Consider the following 23,465-nt stretch of genomic DNA (forward strand, 5'->3'; position numbering starts at 1 on the left):
GGCTATTGGGCCCGGCGCACCCGCCCCTGCTCCAACCGTCGCACAATGTGCAGACATGCCCCCTTCGCCGTCCCACGAAAGCACGCGCAGCGTTGCACCCCCGCCTTCCCCCGATTCTTCACCGGGCCTGACCCCGGGCGCACCGCCGCCCCCCGACGCGGCGGCCGCCGACCGCGCCGCGCGCGCGCAGGGCACCGAGGAATCCGTCGCCGCGCAGTTGGGCGGTGGCACGGCCGCACTGAACCCGGCGGCCTCGCTCTCCCCCTTTGCGCCCTTGTCGGTGCCGGTGTTCCGCATGTTGTGGCTCACCTGGGTGGCGGCCAACACCTGCATGTGGATGAACGACGTGGCGGCCGCCTGGCTCATGACCACGCTGACCACCTCGCCCGTGCTGGTGGCGCTGGTGCAGACCGCCTCCACCCTGCCCGTCTTTTTGCTGGGACTGCCCAGTGGCGCGCTGGCCGACATCCTGGACCGGCGCCGCTACTTCATCGCCACGCAGTTCTGGGTAGCCGCGGTGGCGCTGGTGCTGTGCGTGGCCATCCTGGCCGGGGGCATGACGGCACCGCTGCTGCTGGCCCTCACGTTTGCCAATGGCATCGGCCTGGCCATGCGCTGGCCGGTGTTTGCGGCCATCGTGCCCGAGCTGGTCAGCCGCCAGCAGCTGCCGGCGGCGCTCGCGCTCAACGGCGTGGCCATGAACGCCTCGCGCATCATCGGTCCGCTGCTGGCGGGCGCCATCATCGCCAGCGCGGGCAGCGCCTGGGTGTTTGTGCTCAACGCGGCGTTGTCCATTCTCTCGGGCCTGGTCATCATGCGCTGGAAGCGCGTGCACACCCCCAGCCCCCTGGGCCGCGAGCGGCTCGCCAGCGCCATGCGCGTGGGCGTGCAGTTCGTGCGCCAGTCGCCGCGCATGCGCGCCGTGCTGTGGCGCATCTCCATCTTCTTTTTGCATGCCACAGCGTTGCTGGCCCTGCTGCCGCTGCTGGCCAAAGGGCTGGAGGGCGGCGGCGCGGGCACGTTCACGCTGCTGCTGGCCAGCATGGGCGCGGGCGCTATCACGGCGGCCATGTTTTTGCCGCGCCTGCGCCAGGCCATGGCGCGCGATGTGCTGGTGATCCGCGGCACGGCGCTGCAGGCCGCCGCCACGGGCGTGATGGCCGTGGCGCCCAATGTGTACGTCGCGGTGCCCGCGATGGTGGTGGCTGGCATGGCGTGGATCACCACTGCCAATTCGCTGTCCGTGTCGGCCCAGCTGGCGCTGCCCAACTGGGTGCGGGCGCGCGGCATGTCCATCTACCAGATGGCCATCATGGGCTCCACCGCGCTGGGCGCGGCGGTGTGGGGCCAGGTGGCGACCTGGAGCGATGTGCACGTCAGCCTCGGCATTGCCGCCATTACCGGGGTGCTGGCCATGTTGCTGGTGCAGCGTCTGGTGGCCGACCGCAGCATGGAAGAAGACCTGAGCCCCTCGCGCGCATTCAAGGCGCCCGTGGCCGAGGTGCCGCCGGGCGCGGGCCATGTGGTGGTCACCATCGAATATTTCATCGACCCCGACCGTGCGACGGAATTCCGCGCCGTGATGCAGGAAAGCCGCCGCAGCCGCCTGCGCCAGGGCGCCCTGGGCTGGCAGCTCCTGCACGACATCAGCCAGCCCGCGCGCTACGTAGAGCGCATCGAGGACGAGTCGTGGACCGAGCACCTGCGCCGCTTTGACCGCGTGACGGCGTCCGACGTGGCGCTGCGGGACCGCAAGCTGGCTTTCCATGTGGGCGATGCGCCGCCGCGCGTGACGCGCTGGACGGTGGAGTAGCCGCGCACCTACACCACTCCCCACCCTCCCTCGTCCGCGCGTTGGCGTGTTGGCGGCGTCGGTGCCCTACCATCGCAGCTTCGCCCGGCTGGGGATGCCCTGCATAACTCCCTGGTGCTGCAGGGCGGGTGTCCGACCGTTTTGCATTTCTTGTCCCATGAACCGTTCCTTGCGCCTCGCCCTGCTTGCCCTGGCCGCTGCCGCCCCCTGGGCGCACGCCGCTCCGTCTGATCCGGCCTTGCTCGGCTGCTGGCGGGCGGCCCGCATCGTGCTGTATACGCAGGACGGCTCCAAGGCCGAAGACACGTCGGGCCGTTGCACGCTGCGCTTTCGCGAGACGCAGTTCGAATCCACCTGCCTCACCAGCAAGGGCATGGCCGTCACCACCTACCGGTACGAGGTCACGCGCCCCGGCGCCTATGCCACCACCATGGCGGGCAGCAGCTTCCGCACCGAGATGATCGGGTCCACACGGGAGTACGAGTACCAGGTACAGGGTGACCAGCTGCGCACGGTGAGTGCGCCGCCCAAGGGGCCGGTGGCGGCGTCTTCTGCACCGCCCCGGGTGGAGACGGATGCAGTGCGCACGCCTTGCCCTTGAGTTTGATTGCTTCGTTTTTGATAGCTGTTAGCGCTTTTCCAGCAAGCGCTGGGGCCCTAAAAAGCTAAAAATTTGCCCGTGGCCACAGCGCCCACAGCCGCAGGTTCTGCTTCAGGCGCCCCGCAATGTCGCCAGCCTCCGGCCCCCAGCCGGTGAAGAAGTCGGCCCGAACGGCGCCCAGGATGGCGCTGCCCGTGTCCTGCGCCAGCACCATGCGGCTGAGCTGCACCTGCGGGCCGCTGGAGGCCAGCCACACGGGCGTGCCGTAGGGGATGCTCTGGCGGTCCACGGCGATGGAGCGGCCGGGCGTGAGGGGAACGCCCTGCGCGCCCCGCGGGCCGAACTCGGCGTCCAGGCCGCTCAGCGGCTCTTCGCGGAAAAACACGTAGCGCGGGTTGCTCCACAGCAGCTCATTGGTGCGCTGCGGGTTGGCCGCCAGCCAGGCGCGGATGCCGGGCCAGGTGGCATCGCGCGTGAGGCCCTGGTCCAGAAGCCAGCGACCCACGCTCTGGTAGGGCTGGTCGTTGGTGCCCGCGTAGGCCACGCGCACCAGCGACACCGAGCCGTCGGGTTCGGTGATGCGCAAACGGCCCGAACCCTGGATGTGCAGCACCATCGACTCGACCGGGTCGCGCAGCCAGGCAATGGCGCGCCCCGCCAGCGCGGCCTGGGCCTCGGGCAGGGTGTCGATCTGCTGGCGCGTGTACCAGGGCTTGCGGCTGCCCAGCGTGGCGGGCGTGCGGTACACCGGCACGGTGTAGCCGTTGCCGGGCTGCCGGGCGGCGTCGATCATGGGCTCGTAGTAGGCGGTCAGCAGGCCGTCGGCGTTGCCGTCGGTGGCTTCGATGCGGTAGGGCTGCAGGCGCGCGATGAGCCAGGCGCGCTGCTCCTCCCCGGTCGCAATGCTCAGGCGGCGCACGTCGCCGCACAAGGCGGTGAACGGTGGCACGGGGCGTTCGCAGCTCTTGATCCAGGCGTTCCAGGCCTCGTGCAGGGCATCGTCGGAGAAGCCAGGCAGCTCGGCCCAGCGCACGGGGATCCAGCGGCTCTTGGGCTGCGCCATGGGCGGCGGCAAGGGCCCGGTGTCGCCGGGCCACACCACGGTGCCTGTGGCGGGTGGTGGCGCAATGACCCCCGGGCGGGAGGGACTTGGCGGGGAAGGCGGCGTGGAGCAGGCGGCCACCGTTCCTACAATCAGCGCCGTCGCAACAAGGCGCAGGAGAGTCGATGTCATGGGGCTGATTTTGCTTGAAGCGCTGCTGGCGCTGGTGCTGCTGGTGGCCATTGTGTGGTGGACGATGTTCTCCGGCCGCAAGGGCGGCGAGCTGCAGAGTCCGCAAGAACCTGCTGCGGGCGCCGACCAGCCCAAGGACGATGGTGCAAGCCCCCGCCCGCCCGCATGAGGCATGCCGCATGCCGCGTGCCACACTGCGCAGCACGTGTGACCGAGTGAACGACTGAAGCGCAAGTGTGGGGCTGGTCCTACAGCCCCTGAGTCCCTGGGCCGATGGCGCCAGCGGCCGCGCCACACCACCATGGAGCCAAGTCAATCACTTGCACAAAGGAGCACACACATGCGCAAACACCTTCTCATGGGCGCCACGGCCGTGGTCATTCTGGCCACCGGTTGCGCCAGCATGGACGACACCCAGCGCCGCACCGCCACGGGCGCAGGTGTGGGTGCCCTCGCCGGCGCCGTCATCGGCTCGGCCACCGGCGGCAGCGCCGGCACGGGCGCCGTGGTGGGTGCAGGTGTGGGCGCCCTGGGCACCTACATCTGGTCGCAGAACATGGAGCGCCAGAAGCGCGAGATGGAGCAGGCCACACGCGGCACCGGTATTGCCGTCACGCAGACGGCGGACAACCAGCTCATGCTCAACATCCCGAGCGATATCTCGTTTGCCGTGGGCCGCTCGGACATCCAGCCCAACTTCGCCCCCGTGCTCGACCAGTTCGCGGCCAGCCTGCGCAGCAACCCGTACGCCGACGTACGCATCGTGGGCCACACGGACAGTACGGGCAGCGACGCCATCAACAACCCCCTGTCGGTGGACCGCGCCGCCAACACGCGCAGCTACCTGGCCGCCCGCGGCGTGGACAGCCGCCGCATCGCCATCGACGGCGTGGGTTCGCGCTACCCGATTGCGTCCAACGACACGAACGACGGTCGCGCACGCAACCGCCGGGTGGAGATCTTTGTGGGCGAGCGGCCGCGCGGGTAAAGCCTCGCGCAGGGCCCCGGTGTATGAATGGTGGCGATCCATGCGCGGGATGCCGAGCAAGGGCCGCCCCGCAGCGAAGGCATCGTCCCCCTTCCCGAATCGCGCAGAGATTCGAGAGAAGGGGGAAGGCGCGAAGCGCCTCAGGGGGATCGCCCTAGCTTCCCGTGCGAAGCAGGTTGGCCAGTTCCACGGCGGACTTGACCTGCATCTTGTCGAACACGCGTGAGCGGTGCACTTCCACCGTGCGCACGCTGATGTCAAGCTGATCGGCGATCAGCTTGTTGGGCAGGCCTGCCACCACAAGGTCCATCACATCGCGCTCGCGGTCGGTCAGTTCGCCAAGGCGCACCTGCAGATCGCTGCGCTCGCGCAGCGCGGCCAGGCGCTGCGCCGACTGCGCCAGGGCCTGTTCGATGCGGTCGACCAGCGCGTTGTCGGAAAACGGCTTCTCGCAGAAATCAAATGCGCCGCGCTTGACCGTGTCCACCGCCGTGGGCACATCGGCGTGCCCGGTGAGAAAGATCACCGGCATGGTGGCCAAGTCGCCGCGCACGGCCAGCAGGTCAAACAAGGCCAGCCCGCTCATGCCGGGCATGCGCACGTCCAGCAGCAGGCAGCAGGGCTGGCGCTGGGCGGGGCGGCTTTGCAGCATGGCGTCGAATGCCTCGGCGCTGTCAAACGATTCGCTGGGCAGCCGCCGCGACCGCAGCAGCCAGGCCAGCGCCTCGCGCACGCTGGCGTCGTCGTCCACGATGTATACGGTGGCGTTGGATACGGGTTCCATCAGGCGTCAGGCAGGGGTTTGGCTGTGGCGAGGGGCAGGGTGAAGGTGAATACCGTACCACGCGGCTCATGGGGTGCAAACCCGAGGTAACCGCCATGCTGCTCGATGACCGTGCGGCACATGCTCAGGCCCAGGCCCATGCCTTCCTGGCGGGTGGTGAAGAAGGGTGTGAAGAGCTTTTCGGCCACATCGGGCGGGATGCCCGATCCTTCGTCGGTGACGGTGAATTCCACCCAGTCGCCGTGAGGGCTGGATGCAGCGCGCCGCACGCGGATGTCGAGTACGCGCGTGCGCAGGGCCGGGTCGTCCATGGCCTGCATGGCGTTGCGGGCCAGGTTGAGCAGCACCTGCTCGACCATGGTGCGGTCGCACAGCAGGGGGGGCAGGTCGGGCTCTACCGCGGTGTGCACGCGCACGCCCAGCTTGCGCGCCTGCAGGATCACCAGCGGCAGGATGGCGTCGAGCAGCTGCTGCGCGTGCACGGTTTCGCGGGCCTGGTCGCGACGGCGCACAAAGTCGTGCACACTTTTGATGACCTTGCCCGCCCGCTCCGCCTGCCGCGCAATCTGCTGCATGGCCATGCGCACGTCCTGCAGCGGCGTGGCGTCAGTACCGGCAGCGGCGCCGGGAGGGGGTGCTGCGGTGTCGAGCAGGTTGATGGAGCCGGTGGCGTAGCTGGAGATGGCTGCCAGGGGCTGGTTCAACTCATGGCTGAGCAGCGAGGCCATTTCGCCCACCGTGGCCAGCCGCGCCGTGGCCTGCAGGCGCTCTTGCGACGCTCGGGAGAGTTCCTCCACGCGCCGCTGCTCGCTGATGTCGAGAAACGCGCTCATCCAGCCCGTGTGCTGCCCCTGCGCATTGATAAGCGGGGCTTCGATGATCAGCACCGGAAACCGCGTGCCGTCCTTGCGCATGAATACCGACTCAAAACCTTCTCGGGGGGGCGTGTGCCCGGCCAGCCGGATCTCCTGGCGCTGGCGGTATTCATCCACCAGCTCGGGCGGCCAGTAAGGAGCGGACACGCTCTGGCCCAGCAGCTCCTGAGCGTTGAAGCCCACCATGGCGCAAAAGGCGGGGTTCACATAGGTGATGCGGCCTTGCAGGTCGCGCGCGCGCAGACCGGTGACCAGCGAATCCTCCATGGCCTTGCGGAACGCCAGCGCTTCGGCCAGGTCGCGCTCCGCCCGCAGGCGGCGGCGGTTGTCGCGCACCAGCACCACCATCACCGTGACCAGCGCAATCGACATGGCCGTGACCAGTGCCGTCAGCACGTTGGGGAACACGCTGGGCGCGGTGTGCCAGGTGTCCATGCGCAGGACCAGCGTGGTGCCCGGAAGGTCCAGCAGGTGCTGGGCGGTAAACATGCGCGAGCCGCGCCGCGCCGCGCCCAGCACGGCCAGCCGGGTGCCGTCGGGTTCGGTGAACGAGGCTTCCTGGCTGCGTGTGAGGTTGTGGGCCACTAGGTTGGTCAGCACGTCCTGCAGCGAATAGGTGGCCACCAGAAAGCCGGTGGGTCGACCGCCCGCGGTGAGCGGCAGGCACAGCTCCATCATCTCTGAGCCCAGGCCGTCGCCGTGCGGCTGGAAGTAGCTGCTGGAGTAGGCCGGGCTGCTCAGGCGGCGCGCATTGGCGCATGCAATGGCCGAGTCGGACTGGTGGCTTTCGCGCAGGCGCGCGTCCCAGGCCACGGGGCGGTAGGGCGACTGCGCGTAGCTGCGCAGCCGCATGGAGGGCTCTCGCCATTCCACCCGCACCAGCTCACGGTGGTTGCGCAGCAGTTCGTGGGCTTCGATGTCCCAGGCCAGCGTGCCGGGGTCGCCTGCGTGCAGGGCCTGCAGGCTCTGCAGATTGCGGGTCAGCGCCACACGGATGTCGGACACGGCATCGGCCGTGTCGCGCTCCAGCCGGCTTTGCACTTGGCTGGCTTCGTAGCGCCCTGCCAGCCACACCATGGTGGCCAGCATGGACACCACCAGCAGCACCAGCGCGGTCCACAGCGACCAGCGCCTCCAGGCGCGGCGCCAGCGCTGCAGCAGGGTGGGCCGTGCCGCTCCGGTCACAGCACGCGGTGCGTGAGGGCGGGCAGCTGCTGGCGCACCGCTCGCAGCCGCCCTCGGTCCAGGGTGCCCAGCACCACGCCCTCGCCCTCTTCCCGCTCTGCCAGCACCTGGCCCCAGGGATCGACCAGCATGCTGTGGCCCCAGGTGTGCCGGCCATTGTCGTGTGCGCCGCCCTGGGCTGGGGCCAGCACATAGGCCAGGTTTTCGATGGCGCGCGCACGCAGCAGCACTTCCCAGTGGGCCTGGCCCGTAGTGCGGGTGAAGGCGCTGGGCACCAGCATCAGATCGGCGCCGGCCAAAGCGTGTGCGCGGTACAGCTCGGGGAAACGCAGGTCGTAACACACGGACAGGCCCACCTGCCAGCGGTCGCCGTCGCGCGCCTGCAACGCAAACTGCACGGGCGTGGCGCCGGCCTCAATCACGCGGTTCTCGAAATACTGCTCGCGTCCATCGTCGAAGTGGAACAGGTGGATCTTGTCGTAGCGTGCCACGCACTGGCCCGCCGGGTCGAACACCAGCGTGGTGTTGCGCACACGGTCGGCCGTGGTGGTCTGAAGCGGCAGCGTGCCGCCCACGATCCACATTTGCAGCGCGCGGGCCGTGTCAGACAGAAACCGCTGGATCACGCCCTCGCCATGCGCCTCGCGCAGGGCGAGCTTGTCGGTGTCCTTGAAGCCCATGGTGCAGAAGTACTCGGGCAGCACGGCCAGCTCGGCGCCCTGCTCGGCGGCCTGCTCCAGCAGCGCGCGCGCCGCTTGCAGGTTGGCCTCCAGCCGGGGCCCCGAAACCATCTGGATGGCGGCGACTTTCATGATGGTTCTCCGGTTCTGGGTGGGGTGTCGGCCGCTCTGCCGGGCGCAGCGGCCGGTGCAGCTTCGCGTCCGCGGCGGGCCACGCGCACGATGCGCGGGTCAGCCCAGGTGCCTTCGATGCGGAACTCCTGCGTGGCGGCCTCGATGAGCGGGCCGCGCAGGAACACCTGGGCCAGGAAGCTGCCCAATCCGATCACGGGGTTGATGGCCGTGGCCACCAACGAGGCTGTCATGGCATTGATCTCGGGCACCACCACGACACGCAGGTCCTGGGTTTCGTGGTCGATGTTGGCGCTGCCCTCCATCAGCACAGCCGCGTTCACGCCCTTCATCTGCAGGTTGTTGGTAGTGGCCACGCCCTGTTCGATGCGCACGTCTCCGCGCACGAAGTCAAACGCAAAGCCTTCGCTGAACACATCGCGGAAATCGAGCGTGAGGCGGCGCGGCAGCGACTGCAGGCTCAGCACCCCCAGCAGCTTGGCGAGGCCCGGGTCGGCTTTGAGGAACTGTCCCGACTCGATGTTCAGGTTGATCTGCCCGGTCATGCTGCGATAGTCGGGACTGAAAGGCGCGCCCAGCCAAGCCACCTGCCCCTCCATGCGGCCCTTGCCGCGCTTGACCACGTCGGCCATGCCCATGCGCGTGAGCAACTCGCCCGAGTCACGGATGTCGAGCTTGAAGTTGAGCACCGTGCGGCGCTCTGGCGTGCGCGGGCCCAGCCCTGCGGCATTGAGCACGGCCCAGTTGCCGTTGGCGGTGAACTGGGCCTCGGGCGACAGGATGTTGAACTTGGACAGGCGCCATTCGCGCTGCGCACCGTCGCCGCCCCGGTTCTGCGCTTCCATCTCGACCCGACCCAGGCGCTTGCCGCGCAGTTCGAAATCGTCTACGACGATGTCGAGCGCGGGCAGGGTGCCAGGTTGTTCATCCAGCAGGGACTCCACCTGGTTGACTTCGCTTTGCGGCATGTTCACGCGCGATAGGCGCGCAAACAGGCGGCCGTTGGCGTGGTCGGGCGAGCCGGGGGGGCGGTACTCCAGATAGCCATTGAGTTCGGTCGCGTCCAGGTTCGCGCGCCAGATGCCGCCGTCGCGCAAGGCGCCGGCCACCACGTTGTGCAGCGTACGGCCCTGCAGCGTCAGCTCGCGCGCGCGCAGCGCCACGGTGGTGGGCAGGTAGTCTTCCGCGACGCTGGAGTGCGGAGCGGTGGCGCTGGCACTTGAGGCCGTGCTTCCTGCGGGCTCGGCGGCGGACGCCTGGTTGAGCACTTCTTCCCAGGCGTTCACGTCCACTTTGCCCTGGTTGATGTTCGCGGCAACGCCCTGGGCCGGCAGTGGGGCGGACTCCCCGGCCGCCAGTCCCAGGCCGATGGCGCCGCGCAGCACGCGGGGCTGGCTGCCCCCCAGGTCGCGCACGTAGGTGGCCGAGCCGAGGGCACCCAGGTCCAGCGTGAGCTGGTCGCGCAGGGGCGTCTGCGTGGCCCCGTTGCCCCCGGCTGGGCCGGTGAGTGATTCGCGCAGCACCTGGTTTTCAAACCGCAGCGGCAGCGTGCTGTCGGCGGATTTTCCGAGAGGGGCGGGTAGCGCCAGGGCCAGGCCCTGCAGGTTGGTGGAGACCTGCAGCTCCGGCACCCCGCGGCGAAACGACAGGGCCACGGTGTAGGGCGCGCTGCCCGTGGCGCGGCGGGCCAGCTGCGCCACCATGCCCAGCTGCGGGGTCTGCTGCAGGCCTTCGGCCGTGGCTGTGCCCTGCGCGCGCACCTGCACGGCCGACTCGGTGGCCGGTGCGTTGGCAGCGAGCGCGCGCATCCCGCCCTCCAGCCGCACGCTGCCCCCCAGGGCCTGGGCCTGTACGTTGTTCAGCGCAAATCCGGTTTCGCTGAACTGCACCACGCCGCGCACGCGGCTTAGCGCGGGCGTGTCGGGAGTGATGCGCAGGTCGTTGTTGCCCGCGAGCGTGACGCTGCCCTGCACGCGCGATCGGTTGATATCGCTGATGGGCAGGCTCAGGCGCAACTGGAAGTCGGCGTTGCCGCTGCCGCTGGCCTGGTCCAGCGCATGGCCGGTCATGCCGCCCAGCGGAGAAGTAGCCATGAGGCCCAGCAACTCTGCCAGCGGGCCGCGCGCGTCGGCGTTCACGCTCACCACGGTGTGGGCCAGGTCGGGAATGCGCGCCTCAACCTTGGAAAGGCGCAGCCCCTGCCGTCCCGCAAACGTGCCGCTGGCCCCGCGTACCTGCATGGATGAGCGGTCGAAGATCAGTTCACCGCCCAGCTCGGTCAGCGCGGGCCAGGGCAGGGTGTTGGAAGGTTGGATAGAGGGCGGAACATAGGCATAGGTCACGTCCTTCACCCGCGCGGCAATGCGGAATTCCCCCTGCTTGGGGTCGTCGAACGGCAGGTGGTGCAGGTCACCCTTCACGCGGAACTGCACGTTGCTTGCGGTGCCAGCCACCACCGCGTCGCGCACATAGTGGCGAGAGTCCTCGGGTATCGACAGCGGAAGGTAGCGGTGCACCCGGGTGCCGTCCGCGCGGTTCAGCGTGCCTGTCAGGTCCAGCACGCCGGGAAAGCGCGACTTGTGTGCCACCTTCCCAGCGTCGCTGGTGTGCCAGGTGGCGCGGGCCTCGCCCTGCGCGTCGGCATTGGCAAACTGCACATCGTTGGCTTGCACGGCAATGCGGTCGCCGTCCAGCTGCCAGCGCACATCGGCGCTCAGGCGGTCCAGGGGCAACACGGGGTCTTCGAACACGCCCGGCAGCACCAGAGCGCCGGACGCCATGGTGAGAGCCGCCTTGCCGCCTGCCTGGTTCATGTCCAGGTCCACCGTGGCGCCCCGCAGGCCCATGTGGGTGGGGGTGGCGGTGCCGCCCGGCTCGCCCGCCAGCGCCAGTCCGCGTATGCGTCCGCGCAGCTGGTATTGCTGCAGCGCATCCAGAGGCCCCTTCCAGGTGGCCTGGATCTCATCGACTACGCCTTTGGGCGCATAGGCGCGTATGGCCTGGTGGGTCGTGGGGCCTAGCGGCAGGCGGCTGGCGATCTCGGCCAGCGCGGCCAGGTCCAGTTTGTCGGCACGCAGCTCACCCTGCTCAGGCACCTTGCCCGTGGCGGCCGTATGCACCAGGCGCAGGTTGCCGCCCGGCCAAGTCAGGCCGTCATCGGTCTGGAACAGCAGGCCCTGGGTGGAAAACTCGAAGCCCCCGTTCAGCCGGCGCCCGCCCAGCCGACCCTGGATGGATGGCAGGACCAGCGCCTGCAGTTCCGGCGACAGTGTGGTGTTCACGTCGGCCAGCGCGAGGTCAGCCGTGCCGCCCACGATCTGCCCGCGCTGCACATCGGCCCAGGCGCGCAGGGCGCCGCGGCCTTGGCTCACCTCAATGCCAACATCCGCGTGGTGCCGCAGCTGGGAGACATCCACCCGCGCAAAGTGGGCGAAGACCTGGCCGCTCCAATGCCGCCAGTCGCCATCGCGGGCGCGCAGCAGTGGCGCGCGGAACTGGCCCACCACCGTGAACCGGTCACCCCATGCAGCAGGGGGCGTGGCGTCCAGGCGCATGTGGTGGCGCCAGTTGCCGTTGCGCAGCAGCAGGTCCACCTGCTCCAGTGCCAGCTCCGGCGCGCGGCGCTGTTCGTCGGTCCAGCGCACGGTGCCGCCCTTGATGAAAACCTCGCCCTGCGAGAACAGCCAGTCGGCAGCGGCGCTGTCATCGCCCTGGCTCTCGGAGAACGCGAGGCCCGCCACCTGGATGCGTCCGTCGGGTGTACGCCGCACGTCCAGCTCGGGCCCCTCGATGTAAAGCTGCTCAAACCCGGCGTTGAGCAGCGAGCGCGGCGACAGCCCAACCACCACGCGCGGCAGGCGCAAGGCGGCGCGGCCCGCAGCGTCCAGCAGCGACACGTTGATGAGCTCGATGGACGGGATCAGGCCCTCGGTGCGCGCGGAGATGGCGCCGATCTGCACGGGAACCCCCAGAGCCCGTGCGGCATGCGCCTCGATCTGCGGGCGGAAATCACCGATTCGCGGCACAATCCAGCCGTGAAGAGCCCCCCAGGCGATGGTCAGCAGCAGCCAGAAGGCCAGCAGCAAACCCAGTGACCACCGCGCAAGACCTGCCACTATTTTCAGCAGGCGTGTGGGGTGTGAGGTGGGATCGATCATGGTGGGATTGAATGTGGCAGGAATTATGACCCGCAGCCCTGGCGCGGGTTCACTACAAACCGGTGTCCTTATGTTTGTTGCGCCCGAGAGCTGCCATGTCCCCACCGCGCCCTGAAACGCCCTGCAGTCCCGAGGCAGCGTTCGAGCTGGGTGCGGCGCACTCGCGCTTCTACCAGCGCCTTCGGCGGCGCTACGACAACGATCTGGCCCTGCTGCCTCCCGGGGTGCCCCGATGGCCCATGATGGAGCAGGCGTACGAAGCGCTGCGGGCGCGCGGGTGCGACACCGGCACCGCGCTGCGGGTGCTCCGGCAACTGGTCATGGAGCGCCTGATCCAGCTCGACTGCGAGGCCCGTGCGCCGCTGGCCGATATCACCACCGCCGTGACCGAGCTGGCCGAGCTGGCGCTCGACAAGGCCTGTCACCAGGCGCGAAGCGAACTCGATGAGCGCCATGGCGCACCCTGCGACCCCGACGGCCGGCCCGTGCAGCTGTGGATCATCGGCATGGGCAAGCTCGGTGCGCGCGAGCTGAATGTCTCCAGCGACATCGACCTCATCTACGTCTACGAGCAGGACGGCGAGACCGCTGGCGCGGCCGATGGACGCGGCCGCATATCCAACCACGAATACTTCGCGCGCGCCGTCAAGGCCATCTACAGCCTGGTGGGCGACACCACGGAACACGGCTTTGTCTTCCGCGTGGACCTGGCCCTGCGGCCCAACGGCAACTCGGGTCCGCCAGCGGTATCCCTGTCGGCGCTGGAAGAGTACCTGCAGGTGCAGGGGCGCGAATGGGAGCGCTTTGCCTGGCTGAAGAGCCGCGTGGTGGCGCCGCGCGACTGCGTGGCAGGGACAGAGGTGCAGGCCCTGCGTGGCGTGGTGCTGCCTTTTGTGTTCCGCCGCTATCTGGACTACAGCGTGTTCGACGCGCTGCGCGTGCTGCACCGCCAGATCCGCGACCACGCCGCCAAGCGCAGCGCCGGCCACCCCGAGCGCGCCAACGACGTGAAGCTCTCTCGCGGCGGCATCCGCGAGATCGAGTTCACCGTGCAGCTGCTGCAGGTGGTGCGCGGCGGGCAGTTCCCCGAGCTGCGCCGCCGCCCCACGCTGGACGCCCTGCAGCGCCTGGCCCAGGCCGGCCTCATGCCGCAGGAAACGGCTGATGCACTGGCGCAGGCCTATGTGTTCTTGCGTCGCGTGGAGCACCGCATCCAGTATCTGGATGACCAGCAGACCCATGTGCTGCCCACGCGCGACGACGACTTGGCCTGGATTGCCCACACCCTGGGTTTTGAGAACTGCTGCAAGTTTCTGCACGAGCTGGATGCGCACCGCGAGCTGGTGGCGCAGGAGTTCGACACCCTGCTGGGGGGCGCGGGCAAGAAGCAGTGCAACGGCGGCGGGTGCGGTGGCCCCAGGGCGGCAGCGCCCCCGCCACCGGAGCTGGAAGGCCTGCTGGAGCAGCTGCCGGCTGGCTTTCGCGAACGCGTGGCCGAGTGGCGCAACCACCCCCGTGTGGCAGGCCTGCGCGATGAGGCCCGCGCGCGGTTGTTCCGCTTGGTGCAGCGCACCGCGCAATGGCTCAATGAGGGCCGGGTCACCGAAGAAGCCGCGCTGCGGCTGATCAACTGGCTCGAACCCCTGCTGCGGCGCGAAAGCTATCTGGCGCTGCTGCTGGAGCGCCCCTCCGTGCACGAGCAACTGCTGCACCTGCTGGGCGCGGCCAAGTGGCCTGCCCGCTACTTGCTGCAGCACCCCGGCGTCATCGACGAACTGGTGGGCGATGCGCTGCTGGCCGAACGGTTTGTGGTGGCCGATTTCGAGCGCGAGCTGGCCCTGCGCCTGGCGTCGCTGCAGTCCACTGGCGAAGACGACGACGAGACACTGCTCAACCTGCTGCGCCGCGCGCAGCATGCCGAGACCTTCCGCACGCTGGCGCGGGACGTGGAGCGCCGCATCACGGTGGAGCAAGTGGCGGATGACCTGAGCGCCCTTGCCGACAGCGTGCTGCGCGTCACCAGCCAATGGTGCTGGAGCCGCCTCAAGAACCGCCACCGCGACGAACCCCAGTTCGGCATCATCGGTTACGGCAAGCTGGGCGGCAAAGAGCTGGGTTACGGCAGCGACCTGGACATCGTCTTCGTGTTCGACGACGACGACGAGCGCGCCCCCGAGGTGTACGCCGCCTTCGTGCGCAAGCTCATCAACTGGCTCACTGTAAAAACCGGCGAAGGTGACCTGTACGAGATCGACACCGCGCTGCGGCCCAACGGCAACTCGGGCCTGCTGGTGACGCGTTTCGAGGCCTATGCCAACTACCAGGAGCGCCGGGGCAGCAACACTGCCTGGACCTGGGAGCACCAGGCGATGACACGGGCGCGTTTTGTGCTGGGCAGCGCAGAGCTGCAGGCCCGGTTCGATGCGGTGCGAGAGGCCGTCATCACGTCCGAGCGCGACGCTGCCGCGCTGCGCGACGAGATCACCACCATGCGCGAGCGGGTGCGCAGCGCCCACCCCGTGCGGGACGGGCAGTTCGACGTCAAGCACAGCCCCGGCGGCATGGTGGACGTGGAGTTTGTGGTGCAGTACCTGGTGCTGGCCTACTCGGCCGTGCATCCCGAGCTGCGCGAGAACCGGGGCAACATCACCCTGCTGCAGCGGGCCGAGCAGGTGGGGTTGCTTGCGCCCGGCATGGGTCAGACCGCGGCGGATGCCTACCGCGAGTTGCGACGCGTGCAGCACCGTGCCCGCCTGGACGAGGCGCCCACTCAGGTCACGCCGCCCACGCTGCAGGCCGAGCGAGAGGCGGTGCTCGCGCTGTGGCGCGCCGTGTTCGGCAGTTGAGTCGCTGGTCCGCCGATTTCTGGGATTCAGTGGACTAGGCACGGGTGTCATTGCATGCAAATCCTTCTCATTTGAAATTTTTTGTCAATTCAAACAAACGTTTGAATTAGAGTGGTTTAATCCGGGGCCATGAGTTTTGGCCTCCCCTCGCCCATTCCCGCCGCGCAGCGCACGGCCCGCAGTGACGGAGAAGACACCCGCGCGCGGCTGCTGCAGGCGGCGCTCCAGCTGTTCTCTGAGCGCGGCTTTGCCCAGACCTCGGTGCGCGCCATTGCCGAGGCTGCGGGTACCAACGTCGCGGCCATCGCGTACCACTTTGGCGACAAGGCCCGCCTGTACACCGCCACGTTCTACGAGCCGTTTGGCAGCGGCAGCGACCTGATCCCCGTTTTTTCGGACCCGGCCCTGAGCCTGCAAGAGGCGCTGCACTGCTACTTTGCAGGGTTTCTGGAGCCCCTCAAGCACGAAGGCTTGGTGACCCAGTCGCTGCGCCTGCACGTGCGCGAGCTGCTCGACCCCACCCATGTATGGCCCGAACTGATCGAGCGTGAATGCCGCGCCCCACACTTGGCGCTGTTGCAGGTACTGTGCCGTCACATGGGCGTGAAACAGGTGGACGACGATATGCACGTGCTCGCGTTTTCGCTGGCCGGCCTGGTCATGCAGCTGTGGACGCAGCAGGACCCGCTGGTCGCGGTGGCGCCGCAGCTGGCGGGCGCGGGCGCGGTGGACGCATGGGTGCAGCGGCTCACCGGCTTTGCCCTGAGCATGGTGCACGGCGAGATGGAGCGCCGCCGCCAGACCCACCCGAGGCCCGCGCCCCGGCGCCACCTTCCCTCTTCAGACAAGGAAAACAACACATGAAGTTGAGCAACCGATTCCTTCTGGCGGCTTGCGTGCCGCTGGTGCTGAGCGCGTGCGCCACCACGGCGCCACCTTCCCAGGTGGTGGCCCCCGTGCCCACCAGCTGGCAAGCACCGCTGCCACACCAGGGCTCCCTGCAGGGGCTGTCCGACTGGTGGTCCCAGCTGGACGACCCGTTGCTGGTTGAGCTGATCGAAGCCGCCCAGGGCGTGAGTCCCGGCATTGCCCAGGCACGCTCGCGCATCGAACAGGCCCGCGCAGCGCAGGCCACGGCACGATCGGCACTTTTGCCCGCAGTGGACGGGCAGGCCAATGCCAGCCGGGGCTTCAATGAACAGGTGGCGGCCATTGCCACCACGGCCCAGGCGGGCCTGCAGGCCAGTTGGGAGATCGACCTGTTTGGCGGCAACGCCGCTGCCCAGTCTGCGGCCAACCAGCGCCTGGCGGGTGCCGAGGCGCTGTGGCACGAGGCGCGCGTGAGCGTGGCTGCCGAGGTGGCCCAGCAGACCAGCAGCCTGCGCACCTGCCTGGAGCAGCTGCGTGTGGCCGAGCGCGATGCGCAGTCGCGCGCCGAAACTTCCCGGCTGTCGGACTTGAGCGAGCGCGCCGGCTTCACCGCGCCCGCCACGGCGGCCCTGGCCCGCGCCAGCGCGGCCGAGGCGCAGGCGCGCGTGTCCCAGCAGCGCATGCAGTGCGACGTGGAGCTCAAGGCGCTGGTCGCGCTCACCGGCTTGGAGGAGCCCGCCCTGCGCACACGCCTGGCGGCATCGCCCGCCCGGCCTGCCCCGGATGCGCTGTTCACTGTGGACGTGTTGCCTGCCCAGGTGCTGGCGCAGCGTCCCGACGTATACAGCGCCGAGCGCGACGTGGCCGCGGCCAGCGCCGACGTAGGCAGTGCCCAGGCGCAGCGCTACCCGCGCCTTGCACTCAGCGGGTCCATCGGCACGGCGTGGGTGCGCACGGGCGGTGCCACGACGGACCTGAACACCTGGACCCTGGGCCCGCTGGCGCTGAGCGTACCGCTGTTTGACGGCGGCCGCCGCGCGGCGCAGGTGGATGCGGCCCAGGCCCGGTACGACGAAGCCGTGGCCCTGTACCGCGCCCGCGTGCGCCAGGCCGTGAGCGAGGTGGAGCAGGCGCTGGTGCGGCTGCAGAGCACTGCCGAGCGCAACACCAGTGCGCGGGCCGCAGCGGCGGGCTACCGCACGTCGTTCGACGCGACCGAGGCGCGCTGGCGCGGCGGGCTGGCCAGTCTGGTAGAGCTGGAGGATGCGCGTCGCACCTCGCTGGCGGCGGAAAACGCGGTGATCGCCCTGCAGCACGAACGCCAGGCGGCCTGGGTGGCGCTGTACCGGGCGGCGGGCGGTGGGTGGAAGCCGTGAGTACCCCCCTGAGTCGCTTCGCGCCTTCCCCCCAGGGGGCACAGCCATCGCTGCGGGGCGGCCCTTGCTCGGCTGCCCTGGTCTGCGATGCGCCAGTTTCAACCGTTGTGGACCCCACGCAGCTCGGCTGCATGGCTGATATGAACTCTTCAGGACCGATGCAAATGCAACATTCCTCTTTCTCCTTTAAGTTGTCTCCCGCCACCCTGGCCGTGATCGCTGCGTGCGTGCTGGCTGCGGGCGGGGCGCTGGTGTATTCGGGCACTTCGCGTGCGGCCGACGAGCCCAAGGCGAGCCAGCCCCGGCCTGCGATGACGGTGACCACGGCGCAGCCGCAGCGCACCGCCGTGCCCGTGCGCCTGGCGGCCAATGGCAACGTGGCTGCCTGGCAGGAGGCCAGCGTCGGCGCAGAGAGCAATGGCCTGCGGCTCACCGACGTGCGCGTGAACGTGGGCGACGTGGTCAAGGCCGGGCAGGTGCTGGCCACCTTTGCGGCCGAAACCGTGCAGGCCGAGGTGGCCCAGGTGCGTGCCAGTCTGCTCGAAGCCCAGGCCAACGCTGCCGAGGCTGCGGCCAATGCCGACCGTGCACGCTCGCTGCAGGCCACGGGCGCGCTCAGCCAGCAGCAGATCCAGCAGTTCACCACGGCCGAGAAAACCGCCCAGGCCCGCGTGGAGGCCGCGCAGGCCACGCTCAATGCGCAGCAGCTGCGGCTGAAGCACACGCAGGTGGTGGCCCCCGACAGCGGCGTCATCTCGGCCCGCTCCGCGACCGTGGGCGCGGTGGTGGGCGCGGGCACCGAGCTGTTCCGCATGGTGCGCAAGGGCCGGCTGGAGTGGCGCGCCGAGGTCACTTCCACCGAGCTGGGACGCATCCAGCCTGGCGCCAAGGTCCAGGTGGTGGCCGACAGTGGCGCCAAGGCCGAAGGCACGGTGCGCATGGTCGCGCCCACGGTGGACCCGCAGACCCGCAATGCGCTGGTGTACGTGGACCTGCCGCCCGGCACCGACTTCCGCGCCGGTATGTTCGCGCGCGGCGACTTCGGGCTGGGCACGAGCGATGCGCTCACCGTGCCGCAGGAGTCGCTGGTCGTGCGTGACGGTTTCTCTTACGTGTTTGTGGTGGGCGGCGAGCAGCGCGTGCAGATGCGCAAGGTGCAGACCGGCCGCCGCGTTGCCGACCGGGTGGAGATCCTTGCGGGCCTGGACGCGAACGCGGCCGTGGCGGTGCGCGGCGCGGGGTTCCTGAACGACGGTGATCTGGTGCGCGTGGTCAGCGGCACGACCCCTGCAGCCGGGTCGTCCCCCACGTCGATGACGCCCGATTTCAAGCAAAAAACGGCCTTAGCGCTTACTGGACAAGCGCTAGAAGCTATCAATTAAGGAGCGTTCTTCATGAATGTATCCACCTGGTCTATCAAGAACCCGATACCGGCGCTGATGCTGTTTGTGCTGCTGACCTTCGGCGGACTGCTGTCCTTCAACGCCATGAAGGTGCAGAACTTTCCGGACATTGACCTGCCCACCATTTCCGTGACCGTGGCGCTGCCCGGCGCATCGCCCGCGCAGCTGGAAAACGACGTGGCGCGCAAGATCGAAAACAGCATCGCCACGCTGCAGGATCTGAAGCACATCTACACCAAGGTGCAGGACGGCGGCGCGACCATCACGGCTGAGTTCCGGCTGGAGAAGCCCACGCAGGAGGCGCTGGACGACGTGCGCTCCGCCGTGGCCCGCGTGCGCGGCGACCTGCCTGGCGACGTGCGCGACCCCATCGTGACCAAGATGGACCTGGCCGCGCAGCCCGTTCTGGCTTTCACCATCGCATCGGCCCGCATGGACGACGAGGCGCTGTCCTGGTTTGTGGATGACACCGTCGCCAAGAAGCTGCTGTCGGTGCGCGGCGTGGGCGCGGTCACCCGCGTGGGCGGCGTGGACCGGCAGGTGCACGTGGCGCTGGACCCCGTCAAGCTGCAGGCGCTCGACGCCACGGCGGCCGATGTGTCGCGTCAGCTGCGCCTGGTGCAGACCGAAAGCGCGGGCGGCCGCACCGACCTGGGCGGCAGCGAACAGCCCGTACGCACGCTGGCCACGGTGCAGTCGGCTCAAGAGTTGGCAGGCCTCACGCTCGCGCTGTCGGACGGGAGGCACATCCGCCTGGACCAGGTGGCCACCGTCACGGACACCATCGCCGAGCCGCGTGCCATGGCCTTGCTCAACGGCAAGCCGGTGGTGGGCTTTGAAGTGGCGCGCAGCAAGGGCGCCAGCGAGGTGGAGGTAGGCGCGGCCGTGCAGGAAGCGCTGAAGGAACTGCGCGAGCAGCACCCCGACCTGGAGGTGACCGAGGCCTTCAACTTCGTGCAGCCCGTGCAGGAGGAATACGACGGCTCCATGCACCTGCTGTATGAAGGTGCGCTGCTGGCTGTGCTGGTGGTGTGGATCTTTCTGCGTGACTGGCGCGCCACATTCGTGTCGGCCGTTGCCCTGCCGCTGTCCATCATCCCGGCCTTCATTGGCATGCATCTGCTGGGCTTTTCCATCAATGTGATCACCCTGCTGGCCATGTCGCTGGTGGTGGGCATCCTCGTGGACGACGCCATCGTGGAGGTGGAAAACATCGTGCGCCACCTGCGCATGGGCAAGTCGCCCTACCAGGCCGCCATGGAAGCGGCCGACGAGATCGGCCTGGCCGTGGTCGCCACCACCTTCACGCTGATTGCGGTGTTCCTGCCCACGGCCTTCATGAGCGGCATCGCGGGCAAGTTCTTCAAGCAGTTCGGCTGGACCGCATCGCTGGCAGTGTTTGCCAGCCTGGTCGTGGCGCGCGTGCTGACGCCCATGATGGCGGCCTATCTGCTCAAGCCCATCGTCGGGGAGCACAAGGACCCGCGCTGGATGGCCACCTACCTGCGCTGGGCGGCGTGGTGCATCAAGCACCGGTGGATCACCTTCCTGGGCACGGCGGCATTCTTCATAGGTTCGCTGGCGCTGATCCCGCTGCTGCCCACAGGCTTCATCCCACCCGACGACAACTCGCAGACCCAGGTGTACCTGGAGTTGCCGCCCGGCGCCACGCTGGCCCAGACCCGCGCCGTGGCCGAGGACGCGCGCCAGCGCATTGCCCAGGTGGACCATGTGCAAAGCGTGTACACCACGATTGGCGGCGGCACGGCGGGGGGCGACCCCTTCATGGGCAGCGCCAACGCCGAAACGCGCAAGGCCACGCTCACCATCCTGCTTGCCACGCGTGGCGAGCGTCCGCGCAAGCAGGGCATCGAGAACCAGATCCGTGCCGCGCTGGAGACGCTGCCCGGCGTGCGCAGCAAGGTGGGCCTGGGCGGGTCGGGCGAGAAGTACGTGCTGGTGCTCACCGGAGACGACCCCGCAGCGCTGACAAGCGCTGCGCTTGCCGTGGAAAAAGACCTGCGCTCCATACCGGGCCTGGGCAGCGTGTCGTCCACCGCCAGCCTGGTGCGCTCGGAGATCGCGGTGCGGCCCGACTTTGCGCGTGCCGCCGACCTGGGTGTGACCAGCAGCGCCATCGCCGAAACCCTGCGCATCGCGACCGTGGGGGACTATGACGTGTCGCTGCCCAAGCTCAACCTGGCATCGCGGCAGGTGCCCATCGTGGTCAAGCTGCAGGACGAGGCCCGGCGCGACCTCTCGCTGCTGGAGCGCCTGCCGGTGCAGGGCAGCAAAGGCCCGGTCATGCTCGGCCAGGTGGCCACGCTGGAGTTCAGCGGCGGCCCGGCCGTGGTGGACCGGTATGACCGCGCGCGCAACGTGAACTTCGAGATCGAGCTGTCTGGACTGCCGCTGGGCGAGGTGACCAAGGCCGTGGAGGCGCTGCCCTCCATCCGCAACCTGCCGCCCGGCGTGCGCCAGGTGACGATTGGCGACGCGGAAATGATGGGCGAGCTGTTTGCCAGCTTCGGCCTGGCCATGCTCACCGGCGTCCTCTGTATCTATATCGTGCTGGTGCTGCTGTTCAAGGACTTCCTGCACCCGGTGACCATCCTTGCGGCGCTGCCTCTGTCGCTGGGTGGGGCTTTTGTGGGCCTGCTGATTGCGCAGAAGAGCTTTTCCATGCCGTCGCTCATCGGGCTCATCATGCTGATGGGGATTGCCACGAAGAACTCCATCCTGCTGGTGGAGTACGCCATCCTGGCGCGGCGCGAGCATGGCATGACGCGCTTCGAGGCGCTCATTGACGCCTGCCACAAGCGCGCGCGGCCCATCATCATGACCACGCTGGCCATGGGCGCGGGCATGCTGCCCATCGCCATCGGCTTTGGTGCGGCGGATGCCAGCTTCCGTTCGCCCATGGCGGTGGCGGTGATCGGGGGGCTCATCACCTCCACGCTGTTGAGCCTGCTAGTCATCCCCGCCGTCTTCACCGGAGTGGATGACGTGGGCCAGAGCTTTGGCAGGCTGCTGCGGCGCATCCGGGGCCGTCACGCCGCGCCCGACACGGGCGCAGCGCGGGCAGAACCGCCGGGTTCCCCAGCGCCCACCGCTCCGGTTCCCTAGGCCGTAGGAGGGGGACGGCAAGGCGCAGGGCCTTGCTGTCCCTTGAAAAGCCGGGCAATCCTCTGCGTTGCGCGGACTTTGGCCACAGGTGTGCGCGTTGGATAATGCAAGCCGCACATGAACCTCGTCAGCCTCAACATCGAATCCATCCAGCTCGGCCACCCGCTGCCTTTTGTGCTGCGCGGGTCCGACGGCGTGCTGCTGGCCCAGAAGGGCTATGTGATCCGCACGCGCGAAGAACTGGCCAGCCTGGTGGCCCGCGGGCGCGCGCTGTGCGTGGACACGGATGAGTCCGGCGGCAGCCACCGCGCCTACCTCGCGCAGTTGCAGCGCATGCTGATTGCCGATACCAGCCTGGGCGAGATCGCGGCCATGAAGATGACCGCCGCCGAGCAGGACAGCCGCACCCGCGCCGGCCGCCTGCCGCCGGACTGGCCTGAGCTGCAGCTGCGCGCTACCCAACTGCTGCGGTCGCCCACGGCGGGCGACTTTGGCGCGCGTTTCCAGGCGCTGCACGACGAGCTGACCCGCCATGTGGAGCAGACCCCCGACGCCACCTTGCTGGCACTGATCTATCTTTCCGCGCAGGAAACGCGCATGTACAGTGCCACACACGCCATGCTGGTGAGCTGCGTGTGCATGGTGGTCGCGCGGGAAATGCTGCGCTGGCCCGAGGCGCGGGTGCAGCAGGTCGGGCACGCGGGGCTGAGCATGAACATCGCCATGACCGAGTTGCAGGACCAGCTCGCGCAGCAGACGCACCCCCTCACGGCCGCGCAGATCGCCGCGGTGGAAGACCATGCCGCACGCTCCGAGGCACTGCTGCGCCAGCTCGGCGTGGCCGACCCCCTGTGGCTGGAGGCCGTGCGCTGCCACCACCACCGTACCCCCGGCCCGCTGGCCAAAAAGACCGAGGCCCAGCAAATGGCCCGGCTGGTGCAGCGCGCCGACATCTTTGGCGCCCGCCTGGCCCCGCGCGTGGCCCGCCTGCCCATGCCCGTCACGGCCGCCATGCAGGCCAGCTATTACGACGAGGAACACCAGGTGGACGAAATGGGCGCTGCCCTCGTCAAGACCCTCGGCGTCTACCCGCCCGGCGCCTTCGTGCGTCTGGCCAGCCAGGAAGTCGGCGTGGTGGTGCGCCGCGGTACCACCGCCACCACTCCGCGCGTGGCCGTAGTGACCAATCGCGACGGCATGCCCACGGGCGAGCCCATTCCCCGCGAATCCGGCATGCCACCCTGGAAGATCACCGGCGTGGTGGCCTTCAAGGACGTGCGTGTCAAGCTCCCGCTGGAACGCCTGCTCAGCCTGGCCTAGCAGCCCGTCGGACTTCGGAGCGTCGAAAGCAAAAATTGACCCCCAGTGAGGACAGTTTTTGCCGGGTTCGCAGCC

15 protein-coding genes are annotated in these 23,465 nt (G+C 68.9%); 10 read left to right on the top strand and 5 right to left on the bottom strand.

Going from position 1 to position 23,465, the window contains the following annotated elements; genetic code table 11:
• The first annotated feature begins 55 nt into the window (after positions 1-55).
• Entirely contained in the window at positions 56-1,813 is a 1,758-nt protein-coding gene (locus tag ACK4HJ_RS03145; RefSeq protein WP_409827637.1) for an MFS transporter, read from the top strand.
• 157 nt (positions 1,814-1,970) lie between these two features.
• Positions 1,971-2,414 carry a hypothetical protein gene (locus tag ACK4HJ_RS03150; protein ID WP_409827639.1) on the top strand — a complete coding sequence of 148 codons (444 nt, stop codon included), beginning with the start codon at positions 1,971-1,973 and terminating at the stop codon, positions 2,412-2,414.
• A gap of 64 nt (positions 2,415-2,478) precedes the next feature.
• Here the strand turns inward: ACK4HJ_RS03150 and ACK4HJ_RS03155 are convergent, their stop codons facing one another.
• A complete protein-coding gene (locus ACK4HJ_RS03155; RefSeq protein WP_409827641.1) occupies positions 2,479-3,648 on the bottom strand; it encodes a murein transglycosylase A in 1,170 nt (389 codons plus the stop codon).
• Between ACK4HJ_RS03155 and ACK4HJ_RS03160 the strand changes: the two genes are divergently transcribed.
• Together ACK4HJ_RS03160 and ACK4HJ_RS03165 are read left to right on the top strand one after the other, a co-directional pair.
• Positions 3,647-3,817: a hypothetical protein gene (locus ACK4HJ_RS03160; RefSeq protein WP_409827643.1), complete on the top strand. Its 171-nt coding sequence runs from the start codon at positions 3,647-3,649 to the stop codon at positions 3,815-3,817. The genes ACK4HJ_RS03155 and ACK4HJ_RS03160 overlap by 2 nt on opposite strands.
• A 171-nt stretch (positions 3,818-3,988) precedes the next feature.
• On the top strand, positions 3,989-4,636 hold the full coding sequence (locus ACK4HJ_RS03165) for an OmpA family protein (RefSeq protein WP_409827645.1): 648 nt from the start codon (positions 3,989-3,991) through the stop codon (positions 4,634-4,636).
• A gap of 154 nt (positions 4,637-4,790) precedes the next feature.
• On the opposite strand, the gene ACK4HJ_RS03170 is transcribed toward ACK4HJ_RS03165, so the two are convergent.
• The 4 genes from ACK4HJ_RS03170 to ACK4HJ_RS03185 are packed head-to-tail and all read right to left on the bottom strand — an operon-like array spanning position 4,791 to position 12,449.
• Positions 4,791-5,420: a response regulator transcription factor gene (locus ACK4HJ_RS03170; RefSeq protein WP_409827646.1), complete on the bottom strand. Its 630-nt coding sequence runs from the start codon at positions 5,418-5,420 to the stop codon at positions 4,791-4,793.
• Entirely contained in the window at positions 5,420-7,480 is a 2,061-nt protein-coding gene (locus tag ACK4HJ_RS03175) for a two-component system sensor histidine kinase NtrB (RefSeq protein WP_409827648.1), read from the bottom strand. The genes ACK4HJ_RS03170 and ACK4HJ_RS03175 overlap by 1 nt, the downstream gene beginning before the upstream one ends.
• Positions 7,477-8,292, bottom strand: coding sequence for a carbon-nitrogen hydrolase family protein (locus ACK4HJ_RS03180; RefSeq protein WP_409827649.1), 816 nt, complete (start codon positions 8,290-8,292; stop codon positions 7,477-7,479). The genes ACK4HJ_RS03175 and ACK4HJ_RS03180 overlap by 4 nt, the downstream gene beginning before the upstream one ends.
• Positions 8,289-12,449 (bottom strand): YhdP family protein, encoded by a 4,161-nt coding sequence (locus ACK4HJ_RS03185; RefSeq protein ID WP_409827651.1) that lies wholly within the window; start codon positions 12,447-12,449, stop codon positions 8,289-8,291. Before ACK4HJ_RS03185 ends, ACK4HJ_RS03180 begins: the two co-directional genes overlap by 4 nt.
• A 95-nt stretch (positions 12,450-12,544) precedes the next feature.
• Between ACK4HJ_RS03185 and glnE the strand changes: the two genes are divergently transcribed.
• From glnE to ACK4HJ_RS03215, 6 genes are all read left to right on the top strand, one after another.
• Positions 12,545-15,295 carry a bifunctional [glutamate--ammonia ligase]-adenylyl-L-tyrosine phosphorylase/[glutamate--ammonia-ligase] adenylyltransferase gene (glnE, locus tag ACK4HJ_RS03190; RefSeq protein WP_409827653.1) on the top strand — a complete coding sequence of 917 codons (2,751 nt, stop codon included), beginning with the start codon at positions 12,545-12,547 and terminating at the stop codon, positions 15,293-15,295.
• A gap of 129 nt (positions 15,296-15,424) precedes the next feature.
• Entirely contained in the window at positions 15,425-16,159 is a 735-nt protein-coding gene (locus ACK4HJ_RS03195) for a TetR/AcrR family transcriptional regulator (RefSeq protein WP_409827655.1), read from the top strand.
• Complete coding sequence (locus ACK4HJ_RS03200; RefSeq protein WP_409827657.1) at positions 16,156-17,541, top strand: efflux transporter outer membrane subunit; 1,386 nt, start codon at positions 16,156-16,158, stop codon at positions 17,539-17,541. Before ACK4HJ_RS03195 ends, ACK4HJ_RS03200 begins: the two co-directional genes overlap by 4 nt.
• Positions 17,542-17,705: 164 nt before the next feature.
• Positions 17,706-18,923: an efflux RND transporter periplasmic adaptor subunit gene (locus tag ACK4HJ_RS03205; RefSeq protein WP_409827658.1), complete on the top strand. Its 1,218-nt coding sequence runs from the start codon at positions 17,706-17,708 to the stop codon at positions 18,921-18,923.
• Positions 18,924-18,935: 12 nt separating this feature from the next.
• A complete protein-coding gene (locus ACK4HJ_RS03210) occupies positions 18,936-22,070 on the top strand; it encodes an efflux RND transporter permease subunit (protein WP_409827660.1) in 3,135 nt (1,044 codons plus the stop codon).
• A gap of 117 nt (positions 22,071-22,187) precedes the next feature.
• Positions 22,188-23,390 (top strand): HD-GYP domain-containing protein, encoded by a 1,203-nt coding sequence (locus ACK4HJ_RS03215; protein WP_409827662.1) that lies wholly within the window; start codon positions 22,188-22,190, stop codon positions 23,388-23,390.
• The last annotated feature ends 75 nt before the right edge of the window (positions 23,391-23,465 follow it).

Origin of the sequence: Acidovorax sp. (genome assembly GCF_046294525.1) — a bacterium.
In the GTDB taxonomy this organism is placed as follows: domain Bacteria; phylum Pseudomonadota; class Gammaproteobacteria; order Burkholderiales; family Burkholderiaceae_C; genus Acidovorax.